This window comes from Neoroseomonas rubea (assembly GCF_016106015.1).
In the GTDB taxonomy this organism is placed as follows: Bacteria; Pseudomonadota; Alphaproteobacteria; order Acetobacterales; family Acetobacteraceae; genus Neoroseomonas; species Neoroseomonas rubea.
The window spans coordinates 1-10,966 of sequence record NZ_JACADQ010000121.1; the positions used below are offsets into that span (position 1 = coordinate 1).

Genomic DNA, 10,966 nt, shown 5'->3' on the forward strand with positions numbered 1-10,966 from the left:
CGCGCGGGCTCGCGCTCGCCACCGGCCGCACGCCGCCGCGCCGCGTCACGCGCGCGGGGACCGAGGCGGTCGAGGCCATCTTCACCTTCGAGACCGCGACCGGCCCCTGCAACGGCGTCGTCCGCCTGGTGAACGAGGATGGCGCCCCGCGCGCCTGGACGCTGATGACCGCGCTGGACGAGATCCGCGGCCATGAGGACCCGGCCAATGGCGGCCGATGGCAGGATGTGGACTGGAAGCGGAACTTCGGCGGCGAGAATTGGCTCGACCGGCGGAAGAAGGATGCCGCCTTCGCCGACCGCGACCCCGCCGTGCTGGTGGTGGGCGCGGCGCAGGCGGGGCTGACCATCGCTGCGCGGCTCGGGCTCCTTGGCGTCGATACGCTGGTGGTGGACCGTGAAGCGCGCATCGGCGATTCCTGGCGCCACCGCTACCACGCGCTGACGCTGCACAATGAAACACGCGTCAACCACCTGCCCTACATGCCCTTCCCGAAATCCTTCCCGGTCTTCATCCCGAAGGACATGCTGGCGAACTGGTTCGAGCTCTACGCCGAGGCGATGGAGCTGAACGTCTGGACCGGCACGGAACTCACGGGCGGGACCTGGGACGAGGCCGCTGGCTGCTGGGACGTGACCCTGCAGCGCGCGGACGGAACCGAGCGGCGGATGCGCCCGCGCCACATCGTCATGGCCAATGGCGTCAGTTCCATCCCCATCATGCCCGACCTGCCGGGGCTGAAGGAGTTCCGTGGCGCGGTGCGCCATTCGGGCGGCTATGGCAGCGGGCTCGACTGGGCGGGCAAGCGGGCGCTGGTGCTCGGCACCGGCACCTCGGGCCATGATGTGGCGCAGGACCTGACCGTCTCGGGGGCCGCGGAGGTCACGCTGGTGCAGCGCCGCCCGACGCTGGTGGTCAGCCTCAAGGAAGCGCAGGCGCCCTACGCGCTGTACGACGAGCCGCTGCCCTTCGAGGACAAGGACCTGCTCGCCGTCTCCTTCCCCTTCCCGGTCTATCGCCAGGCGCATCAGCGCATGACGCGAATGAACGAGCATGCCGACCGGGCGCTGCTGGAGGGGCTGAAGGCGCGCGGCTTCCGGCTGAGTTCGGGGGAGGACGGGACGGGCTGGCAGATCATGTACCAGTCCCGCGGCGGCGGTTACTATTTCGACGCCGGCTGCTCCCAGATGATCGTGGATGGCCGCGTCGGGCTGATGCAGTTCGACGACATCGACCGCTTCGGCCCCGAGGGCGCGGTGATGAAGGATGGCAGCGTGAAGCCGGCCGACCTCATCGTGCTGGCGACCGGCTACGAAGGGCAGCTCGCCGCGGCGCGGCGCATCCTGGGCGATGCGGTGGCCGATCGCGTGGGCCGCGTCTGGGGCTTCGACGTGGAGGGCGAGCTGCACGGCATGTGGCGCCCGACCGGCCAGCCCGGCCTGTGGTTCCACGCCGGCGGCCTGGCGCAGTGCCGCATCTTCTCGAAGGTGCTCGCCCTGCAGATCAAGGCGCGGGAGCTCGGACTCGTCGCATGATCGCGGTGGTGGAGGACGAGGCGACGGGGCATGTCCGCGTCGTGACCCGCGACGGGGAGACCCTCGCAATCGCCGCGACGCGCGCGGCGGCGGAGGATTTCGCCGCGCTCCTGCTGGAAGCCTGGGAGGAAGCGATCGCCGCCGCCGCGGCGCGGGCGCGGCTGAAGCACGGGGCGGCGATCATCGAGCCGCGCTGAGCGCGGTTCAGCGCGCCGTCCCTCCCTCCGGCGGGCGCCAGCCGGCGGCGTCGCGCGGCATGTGCGGGAAGTCCCGCAGCAGCGCCGGATCCTCGCCATAGGCGTTCGGGCCATCCGTGCCGCGTAGGCAGCCGAGTTCCACCACGTACCAGACCAAGAAGCCGAACATGACGGCGGTCATCGCCCCGGCCACCTCCTCCCGCCCCGCGGGGCCGCTGGTCACGCCGAGCGCCATCAGCGCCCCGTCCAGCAGCCAGGCGGCGAGGAAGGGCGCGACCCGCGGCAGCGCTGCGACACCCCGGTCCTGGAAGCGCTTCGCGTGCAGGCAGTACATCATCCCGCCGGTCACCAGCGTCAGGAAGAAGGAGGCAGCGTTGATGGCGACGACATCCCCGCCCGGCGAGAGCAACGCCATGGCCAGGAAGGCGGAGCCGATGCTGAAGGCGATGATGCCGACCATGCCGAGCCACCAGGCGCTGCGGCCGATCCGCCCGCGCGGGGACGCATAGAGGTTGAGCATGGATGTCTCCTCTCTTGCCGGCCCCAGCCTGGCCGGGTCCGGCGCCGCGGCGCACTGACCTGGTTCACACCGCGGGGGGCTTCCGCCCGCCGCCGCGCCGCGCATAGTGGACGGGCACCGTGCCCGGAGACCCCGCCATGACCCGAAGCCTCGTCCTCGCCGCCGCCCAGTTGGGCCCCATCCAGAAGGATGAGGGTCGCGACGTGGCTGTCGGCCGCATGGTCCGCCTGATGGAAAAGGCCCACCGCATGGGCGCCGAGGTGGTGGTCTTCCCCGAACTCGCGCTCACCACCTTCTTCCCCCGCTGGTACGAGGAAGACATCGCGAACGCCGACCACTGGTACGAAAGCGCCATGCCGTCCAACGCCACCGCCCCGCTGTTCGAGGCGGCTCGGAAGTTCGGCATCGCCTTCCATCTCGGCTATGCGGAGAAGACGCCGGACGGGCACCGCTTCAACACGGCGATCTTCGTCCATCCCTCGGGCGAGACCATCCTGAAGTACCGCAAGGTCCACCTGCCCGGGCACCGCGACTTCGACCCGATCCGCACCGTGCAGCACCTCGAGAAGCGGTACTTCGAGGTCGGCGACCTCGGCTTCCCCGTGGTGCGCGCCCCGGTCGCGGGTCACGACGTCAATGTCGGCATGATGATCTGCAACGACCGCCGCTGGCCGGAATCCTGGCGCGTGATGGGGCTGCAGCAGGTCGAGCTCGTCATGCTCGGCTACAACACGCCCAGCCTGAACATGGACAATCGCGGCTTCGAGGCGCACCACCTGCGCGTCTTCCACTCCCACCTGACGATCCAGGCGGGCTGCTACCAGAATGCCTGCTTCGCGGTGGCGACGGCGAAGGCGGGGACGGAGGACGGGCACGAGCTGTTCGGCCATTCCATCATCGTCAATCCGCAGGGGGAGATCATGGCCCAGGCCACCTCCTGGGGCGATGAGCTGATCGTGGCCGATGCCGACCTCGGCATGTGCGAGCTGGGCCGGACCACGATCTTCAACTTCGCGAAGCACCGCCGGCCGGAAGCCTATGGCCGCATCACCGCGCAGGTGGGCAGCGAGCCGCCGCCGGCCTGGGCCCCCGCCCGCGCCGCGGAATAGCCGATGCGCCGCGGCGTCCGGCTGCTGCTGGCCGGCGCCGCGATGGCGCTGCTGCTGCTCGCCGGGCTCGGCGGCGCCGCGCTGTACCTGATCGGCGGCGCCGGCTGCGATGCGACGGAGACGGCGCGCGCCCCGGACGGCGCCTGGCGGATCGAGCAGCGCAGCTGCGGGGCCACCGTCGGCTTCATCTGGCGCGTCCACGTCCTGGGCACGGACGGTCGCGACAGGCTGGCCGCGGAATCCTATGCCTATCCCGAGTTCACCGGCGCGGCGTTCGCGGGCGACGCCCTGCGGCTTTCGACCGGGGAGGGCGGGCGGCTGTGGGAGGTATCCCTCGACGCGCAGCGCCGCCCGCGCGCGCCTCTGCACCTTTCCGAAGGCGCGCGGCGGTAGCCGTCAGGGCAGCATCTTCCCCGGGTTCATGAGCCCCTCCGGGTCGATCGCGCGCTTGACCGCGCGCATCAGGTCGAGCGCCACGCGGTCCTTGTGCGTCGCCATGGCGTGGCGCTTCATCTGCCCGATGCCGTGCTCGGCGGAGAACGACCCGCCGAGCTCCACCGCGATGGCGTTGACCATCGGCTCGGCCTCCCGCGCCCGGGTGTACCAGGCTTCCCGGTCCATCCCCGGCGGCGCGCCCAGGCTGACATGGATGTTGCCATCCCCCGCATGGCCCAGCGCGAACAGCCGCCCTTCCGGCCAGCGTTCCGCCAGCGCGCGTTCCACCCGCGCGCAGAATTCCGGGACGGCGGAGACAGGCACGGAGGTGTCGGTGTTGACCGAGGGGCCTTCGCGCCGGGCGCAATCGGGCCAGTCCTCCCGAATGCGCCAGATATTGGCGCGCTGCGCCTCGTTCTCGGCGATGGCGGCGTCCAGCACCTCCCCGGCCTCGGCCGCGGCGCCAAGGGTTTCCTCCATCATCTCCCGCAGCGGCACGGCGGGGTGGGCGGCGGCGAGTTCCACCATCACGTACCAGGGACTGCCGAGCGGCAGCGGGACGCGCACGCCGATGCCGTTCTTCGCCACGATGTCCATGCAGCGGCCGATCAACAGTTCGAAGGCGATCACCTCCGCCCCGCTTTCCATCATCCGAGAGAACAGCGCGAGCGCGGCGTCCGGCGACGGCACGGCGACGAAGGCGGTCTCCACGCGCTTGAGCGCCGGCACGAGCCGCAGCGCGGCCGCGGTGATGACGCCGAGCGTGCCTTCGCCGCCCAGGAACAGGTGTCGCAGCGCATAGCCGGAATTGTCCTTCCGCACGCGCCGCAGGTCGTTCAGTACCCGCCCGTCCGGCAGCACGACCTCCAGCCCCATCACCAGGTCGCGGGCATTGCCCCAGCGCAGCGTGCGGATGCCGCCGGCATTGGTGGACAGCGCCCCACCCACCATGGCCGAGCCCTGCGCGCCCCAGGACAGCGGGAACAACCGCCCGACCTTCGCCGCCGCTTCCTGCACATGCTGGATGATGCAGCCCGCTTCGGCGACCAGCGAGAAATCCCGCGCATCCACGTCGCGGATGCGGTTCAGCCGCTCGAGGCTCAGCACGACCGAGGGCGGGCCGTTCGGCGGCAGGACGGCCCCGCCCGCGAGCCCCGTCCGCCCGCCGGCGGGGACGATGGCGAGGCCTTCGACCGCGCAGGCGCGCACCGCGGCCTGCACTTCCTCCACGCTGCCGGGGCGCAGGACGGCGCGCGGCGTGGCGCCGCCGACGCCTCGCCAGTCGACGGCATAGGGGGCGACGTCCTCCGCCCCGGTCAGGCAGTTGCGGGGGCCGAGCGTTGCGGCGAGGGTCGCGAGCGTTTCCATGGGCGCGATCCTGCGCCCGCCGCCCGGCCGGTCAAGCGGGCAGGTAGCCCAGCAGGTCGTCCGCCCGCATCACCTCGCAATAGATGCGGTTGATGATCTCGATCTCCCGCAGGTGGAGTTCCATCGTCCCCGCCGCGCAGCCATCCTCGACGACGATCACGTCGAAGGATTCATCGGCCAGCGACCGCACGGTGGATGAGACGCACTGGTCGGTGAAGATCCCCGTGCACACCACATGGGTGACGCCCATGTTCGCCAGGATCAGGCGGAGATTCGTCCCCGTCAGCGCGGAATCCGTGGTCTTGGTGACCACTACCTCCCCTTGCCGCGGGGCGAGGGCCGGGACGATCTGCGACGCGTCCGACTCATGCGGCAGGAACAAATTGTTCCAGCCCGGCTTCTTCTGGCTGAGCGAGCGGTCGCGCCCGTCCGGCGTCAGGCAGGCGATGCGGGCGAACAGGACCGGGTTGCCGTCCGCGCGGAAGCGTTCGATCAGCCGTGCGATGGTCGGGATGACGGTGCCGTGCATCCGCTCATGGAAGCCATCCCAGGCGGCCTCGCGCGCCTGCTCCAGCGGCGGCAGGCTGGCGCGCTCCTCGGGTCGGGCGAGGTAGGTGTTCTGCACATCGATGACGAGCAGCGCGACCTTGCCCTTGACCAGCACCGGGTCCGGCGCCTCCGGCGCGCCGGCGTAGTAGAAGGATCGCCAGGCGGTCTTCCAGCCGGTCATCACGCCTTCTCCGGATACATCGCCGCGATCGCGGCCTCGGTGGCGGGGATCCGCCCGCGCTCGGTGATCAGGCCGGTGACGAGCCGCGCCGGCGTCACGTCGAAGGCCGGGTTGGCGGCGGGGCTGCCGGCGGCGGCGACGCGGATGGTCTCGATCCGCCCATCCGCGGTGCGGCCGGTCAGGTCCGTCACCTCCGCCTGGCTGCGTTCCTCGATCGGGATGTCCCGCACCCCGTCGCGCACCCGCATGTCGAGCGTCGAATGCGGCAGCGCGACCCAGAAGGGCACGCCGTTGTCGCGCGCGGCGAGCGCCTTGAGGTAGGTGCCGATCTTGTTTGCCACGTCCCCCGTGCGCGTCACCCGGTCGGTGCCGACGATGACCAGGTCGACCTCGCCATGCTGCATCAGGTGGCCGCCGGCATTGTCGGCGACGACCGTGTGGGGCACGCCATGCGCGCCGAGCTCGAAGGCGGTGAGGGCGGCGCCCTGGTTGCGCGGCCGCGTCTCATCCACCCAGACATGCACGTCGATGCCCGCGTCATGCGCCATGTAGATCGGCGCGAGTGCGGTGCCCCAATCCACCGTGGCGAGCCAGCCGGCATTGCAATGCGTCAGCAGGTTCACGCGCTGTCCCGGCCGGCGCGCCGCGATCTCCTCGATCAGGGGCAGGCCGTTGCGGCCGATCGCCTCGCAGGTCGCGGCGTCGTCGTCGGCGATGGCGGCGGCTTCGGCGTACGCGGCCGCGGCGCGGTCGGCGGTCGGGATGTTGCGCAGGGCCGCGAGCATCCGCTCGATCGCCCAGCGCAGGTTGATCGCGGTCGGGCGGGTTTCCGCCAGCATGGCGCAGACGGGCTCGAGCGCCGACGGGTCGCGCCGCATGGCGAGGGCGACGCCATATGCCGCCGTCGCGCCGATCAGCGGCGCGCCGCGGGTCTGCATGGTTCGGATGGCGTGTGCGACCTGGTCCTCGTCGGTCAGGCGCAGCCATTCGACCTGCCAGGGCAGGCGCGTCTGGTCGAGGATGCGGACGGACCAGCCATCCGCCTCGTCCACCCGCACGCTGCGGTGCCATGTGCCGTCGATCCTCATGCGCTCCGCTCCACCAGAACCTCCTCCACCGGCCGCCGCAGCGAGGGCGGCAACGCTGGGCCGCGCCCGAAGCGCAGGACCAGGTCCGGCTTCCTCTCGCCCAGGCCGAGCCAGGCGGACAGCACAGGCCGCAGGGCCGGCACCTCGACGGGCTGGTTCACCCAGGCGGTGCTGAGGCCAAGCGTGGTCGCCGCCAGGCAGAGCCTCTGTGCCGCACGGCCGGCGGCAAGCCAATGGGCGGGATCGTCCCGCGCCGCGGCGAACACGGCGAAGCCCGCGCTGCCGGCCAGTTGCCGCGCCATGCGCTCGGTTTCCGACGCCAGGGTGAAGACGTGCGGGAAAAAGCGGCGCCCGACCGGCGCGGGCAGCACCGGATTGCCGGATGCGCCGGCGAACAGCCCGTCCCGCCGCGCCAGCGCCTCGCCATGGCTGAAGCGGATCCAGGAGGCGAGTTCCGCCACGAAGGCGGTGTCGCGCATCTGCACGCTGTTGCCGGCGAGCACGAGTTCGGCCAGGGCTGCCCGCCGCGCGGGTTCGGTCACCAGCACGAGGCCGACGCGCGGATCCTCCCCGCCCGCTGCCGCGAGCCGGGCGAGATCGGCCGCGTCGAGCGGCGCGGGATCGAAGGGCGCGCGCGTGGAACGCCGGCGCGCGATGGCCGTCGCCATGGCGCTTTGCCGTGGCGGCGCGGCCGCCAGATGCAGCACCGTGCCGCCATCCCTCGCCACCTCTGCCTCGGCTCGAAGGCCGAGTGCCGGCGCGGCCTGGATCGCGGTTTCCACGGCACAGCCGAGGCTGGCGAAAAGGTGGTGGTCGTCCGGGTCCACCACCGGCGTTCGGCGCGCGGGATCGGGCAGGACGCGCAGGCGGTCGCCCTCGGCCACGAACCGCCAGGGCTGGGTATTGTGGCTGTTCGGCGCCAGGGTCGCGCAGCGCACCAGTTCGCGCAGCAGCGGCACGGCGGCCGCGTCGGGCACACGCCAGAGCGAAGCCGCCAGCGCGTCGAAGGCCGCCGCGTCGCGCCGCCGGATCACGAAGGCCGCGCCGGCACCGAGCGTCGCCGTGGCCCCCAACCCCAAGAGTGCGCGGCGCAGGATCGGCATGGCTGCCTCAGCCGTGCCGCGTCAGATCCGCTGGTGCAGCGCGCAGACCAGGGTGAAGAGCCGCCGCGCCGTCTCGAAATCCACGTCGATCCGGCCCTTCAGGCGGGCCTGCAGCAGTTCCGCGCCCTCGTTGTGCAGGCCGCGCCGTCCCATGTCGATCGCCTGCACCCGGCTTTCCGGGCCGCTTTCGGCGACCGCCTGCTCATGCGCCTCGACCACCAGGTGGTAGTCCTTGATCAGCCGGCGAAAGGGGCCGAGCGCCAGCGCCAGCACGTGCAGCGGCCGGTTGTCCACGTCGCGGATGTCGAGCACGAGCCGCCCCTCGCGCACCGAAACTGCCAGGGCATAGGGCCCGGGCGGCAGGTTTGGCGGGTCGAAGCGGTTGCCGGCGAGCAGGTCGGCGATCGCCTGGCGCCGGTCGGCCTCCGCGAAGGCGGAAGGCGCCGGCGGCTCCTCCGGCAGTTCGAGGCGGACCAGGCGCTGTTCAGGCATCGCCGGCCCCTCGGCGCGGCGGCGCGATGCCGGCGCCGTTCTCATGGCCCGTCAGCCCGATGCGCATCATCCAGGCGAGCGTCGCCCCCTTCACCGGGCGCAGCAGCAGCAGGCTCGCGATGGCGAAGAGGGGCAGCCAGACCGCCATGTGCAGCCACATGGGCGGCTGGTACGCCTTCTCGATCAGGAAGACGCCGGGCAGCAGGATGTGGCCGGCGATGAAGATGGTGAAATAGGGCGGCGCATCGTCGGCGCGGATGTGGCCGAGCGGCGTGCCGCAGGCCTCGCAGGCATCGGCCACGCGGAGATAGCCGCGGAACAGCCGGCCTTCGCCGCAGCAGGGGCAGCGGCCCATCGCGCCGCGCCGCAGCCCGGTCAGGATCGGTGTGCGGGCGGCTGCCTCGTCGGCAGCAGCCTGTTCGGTGTGCCAGGGCATCGGCGTTCCTTTCGCTGGACACTCTGTGGCGTCCATTGTGCGGCGCAACATCAGACACGCTTCCGGCCGCCGCTTCAAGGAAACTTCGCACGACCGGGCTTGAACCGGCCGGGGCACCGGCGCGAGGATGCGTCATGGCCGAACGCATCCTCCTGATCAACCCGAACTCCTCCGTCTCCTGCACCGAAGGGATCGCGACCGCGATCGCGCCCTTCGCCGCGCCGGGGCTGCCGCGGCTCGACGTGACGCGGCTGGTCGAAGGCCCGCCCGCGATCGTGACCTGGCGCGACTGGTACGGCGTGGCGGAACCGCTCTGCCGGATGGTCGAGCGCGAGAACGCCGACGCCTACATCCTCGCCTGCGTCTCCGACCCCGGGCTGGAAGCGGTGCGCACGGCGACCGCGGCGCCGGTCTTCGGCCCGCTACGCTGCGCCGTCGCCGCCGCCATGATGCGCGGCGAGCGCTTCGGCATCATCGCCTTCACGGACAAGTCGAAGCCGCGCCAGCGCCGCGCCCTGCAATCCATGGGCGTGGAGGACCGCCTCGCCGGAGTCATCCCGCTCAACCTTGACATGGAGGTCCTGACCGACCCGGTCGCGCCGCGCGCGCGGCTGGCCGAGGCCGCGAAGGAACTCGTCGCGATGGGGGCGGAGGCCGTGATCCTTGGCTGCGCCGGCATGGCCGGGCATCGCGACTTCGCGGAAGACGCCTGCGGCGTGCCCGTGATCGAGCCCTGCCAGGCGGCGGTGACGCAGGCGATCCTCGCCGTCGTCGCCGCGCGCGGGGGCAGGATGCGCCTCGCCGCGGAATAGGCCGGGGCGGCGCGCCGCCACCCCGGCCCGCCGGTCACCACCAGTCGCCGCCGAGGTCGATCGTCAGGATCGTGTCGGTCGCGACCGCGATCCGCTCCACCTCCGAGGCCTCGAACAGCACGCGCTGCGGATCCTCGGCCATGAAGGGCATGGTGGCGAGCGCGTCCTCGAAGCCGAGCGCCTTCGACAGGGCCATCATCTCCTCCCCTGTCAGCCCGTCCGTCGCATCGACGCCGTAGCCCTTCAGGCCGTCCATCAGCTTGCCGAGGCGGTCCAGCCTGCCGCCGTTCAGCGCGTCGAGCGTGCCGTCGCCGGAGCCGAAGCCCTCCGGCCGCGTGGCGAGGCCGGTCGGGTCGCGGTCGCCGATCAGGTCGGCGAAGATCTGCGCCAGCACCGCGCCGCCATCTGTAGCGTCGCCCTGGGCATCGGGGTCGGTCATGTACTGCGGCAGCCTGTCGAAGTCCTTGAGCGCCTTGCCCTTTGAGGGGTCGGAGGTGAACTTCTTCGGCCCAGGCTGTTCGGCGTCATCGCCGCCGCCGCTGACCCAATTGTCGAATGCGCTCGCGATGTCCGCTGCGAGCGCGTCGACCGAGGCCTTCACATCGTCGTTGACGTTGTAGGCCACCACGCCGACCCCGAGAAGAACGAGCGCGAGCACCAAGGCCGCCCCACCTGGGCCGATCGCGGCACCCTCCGGCCCGCCATTGGCGAAGTCCGGCTTTGCCTCCTCCTCCATCATCGGCAGCAGCGGATTGTCTGGCATGACCGGGTCCGTCGTCAGGGAGAAGTCGCGCAGCGGGTCGGTGATCGTCCCGGGGTCGAAGGTGTCGGCGGGGTCCGTGCCGTCGGGCGTGCGGCCATCGCCGGCCACCCAGGTGCCGTCCCGCACCGGGGCGGGCAGCAGGGAAGGGTCGGTGCCGCCATTCGGCGGCGGCGCGCCATGGCCGCCGCCGGTCGCCTCGAACACGACCTGGGCGACGTCGAACTGGGAGAGGTCGATGCCGGTGCCCTCGCCGGCCGGCCGCGTGGTCTGCTGGGACATGGGTCTGTCTGCTCCTGGCCTGGACCGGCCGTCCGGCGCCCTTCTGGCGCCGGACGGCACCGGTGTTTGCGGGGGCACACTGGATGCGCCCGATGGCGG

13 protein-coding genes are annotated in these 10,966 nt (G+C 71.9%); 5 read left to right on the forward strand and 8 right to left on the reverse strand.

Features of this window, described 5'->3' with window-relative positions:
- The coding region (locus tag HW577_RS13030) for a flavin-containing monooxygenase (protein WP_198376568.1) at positions 1-1,535 on the forward strand (1,535 nt) is incomplete at its 5' end.
- Positions 1,532-1,732 (forward strand): hypothetical protein, encoded by a 201-nt coding sequence (locus tag HW577_RS13035; protein WP_198376569.1) that lies wholly within the window; start codon positions 1,532-1,534, stop codon positions 1,730-1,732. The genes HW577_RS13030 and HW577_RS13035, both read left to right, overlap by 4 nt.
- Before the next feature lie 7 nt (positions 1,733-1,739).
- Here the strand turns inward: HW577_RS13035 and HW577_RS13040 are convergent, their stop codons facing one another.
- Positions 1,740-2,252 (reverse strand): DUF805 domain-containing protein, encoded by a 513-nt coding sequence (locus tag HW577_RS13040; protein ID WP_198376570.1) that lies wholly within the window; start codon positions 2,250-2,252, stop codon positions 1,740-1,742.
- 137 nt (positions 2,253-2,389) lie between these two features.
- Here HW577_RS13040 and HW577_RS13045 point away from each other — a divergent pair, with 137 nt between their 5' ends.
- Positions 2,390-3,361 (forward strand): N-carbamoyl-D-amino-acid hydrolase, encoded by a 972-nt coding sequence (locus tag HW577_RS13045; RefSeq protein ID WP_198376571.1) that lies wholly within the window; start codon positions 2,390-2,392, stop codon positions 3,359-3,361.
- 3 nt (positions 3,362-3,364) lie between these two features.
- Complete coding sequence (locus HW577_RS13050) at positions 3,365-3,754, forward strand: hypothetical protein (RefSeq protein ID WP_198376572.1); 390 nt, start codon at positions 3,365-3,367, stop codon at positions 3,752-3,754.
- Positions 3,755-3,757: 3 nt separating this feature from the next.
- On the opposite strand, the gene HW577_RS13055 is transcribed toward HW577_RS13050, so the two are convergent.
- Genes HW577_RS13055 through HW577_RS13080 form a run of 6 tightly spaced genes read right to left on the reverse strand, consistent with a single transcriptional unit; the run spans position 3,758 to position 9,013 of the window.
- Positions 3,758-5,164, reverse strand: a complete 1,407-nt coding sequence (locus HW577_RS13055; RefSeq protein WP_198376573.1) for an FAD-binding oxidoreductase — start codon at positions 5,162-5,164, stop codon at positions 3,758-3,760.
- A gap of 31 nt (positions 5,165-5,195) precedes the next feature.
- Complete coding sequence (locus HW577_RS13060; protein ID WP_198376574.1) at positions 5,196-5,894, reverse strand: cysteine hydrolase family protein; 699 nt, start codon at positions 5,892-5,894, stop codon at positions 5,196-5,198.
- Positions 5,894-6,982 (reverse strand): S-methyl-5-thioribose-1-phosphate isomerase, encoded by a 1,089-nt coding sequence (mtnA, locus tag HW577_RS13065; protein ID WP_198376575.1) that lies wholly within the window; start codon positions 6,980-6,982, stop codon positions 5,894-5,896. Before mtnA ends, HW577_RS13060 begins: the two co-directional genes overlap by 1 nt.
- On the reverse strand, positions 6,979-8,085 hold the full coding sequence (locus HW577_RS13070; RefSeq protein WP_198376576.1) for an Acg family FMN-binding oxidoreductase: 1,107 nt from the start codon (positions 8,083-8,085) through the stop codon (positions 6,979-6,981). The genes mtnA and HW577_RS13070 overlap by 4 nt, the downstream gene beginning before the upstream one ends.
- Positions 8,086-8,106: 21 nt before the next feature.
- Entirely contained in the window at positions 8,107-8,577 is a 471-nt protein-coding gene (locus HW577_RS13075; protein ID WP_198376577.1) for a UPF0262 family protein, read from the reverse strand.
- Positions 8,570-9,013: a DUF983 domain-containing protein gene (locus tag HW577_RS13080; RefSeq protein WP_198376578.1), complete on the reverse strand. Its 444-nt coding sequence runs from the start codon at positions 9,011-9,013 to the stop codon at positions 8,570-8,572. The genes HW577_RS13075 and HW577_RS13080 overlap by 8 nt, the downstream gene beginning before the upstream one ends.
- A 134-nt stretch (positions 9,014-9,147) precedes the next feature.
- On the opposite strand from HW577_RS13080, the gene HW577_RS13085 reads away from it, so the two are divergent.
- Positions 9,148-9,825 carry an aspartate/glutamate racemase family protein gene (locus HW577_RS13085; protein WP_198376579.1) on the forward strand — a complete coding sequence of 226 codons (678 nt, stop codon included), beginning with the start codon at positions 9,148-9,150 and terminating at the stop codon, positions 9,823-9,825.
- A 34-nt stretch (positions 9,826-9,859) separates the two neighbouring features.
- On the opposite strand, the gene HW577_RS13090 is transcribed toward HW577_RS13085, so the two are convergent.
- Positions 9,860-10,867: a hypothetical protein gene (locus HW577_RS13090; protein ID WP_198376580.1), complete on the reverse strand. Its 1,008-nt coding sequence runs from the start codon at positions 10,865-10,867 to the stop codon at positions 9,860-9,862.
- Between the last annotated feature and the right edge of the window lie 99 nt (positions 10,868-10,966).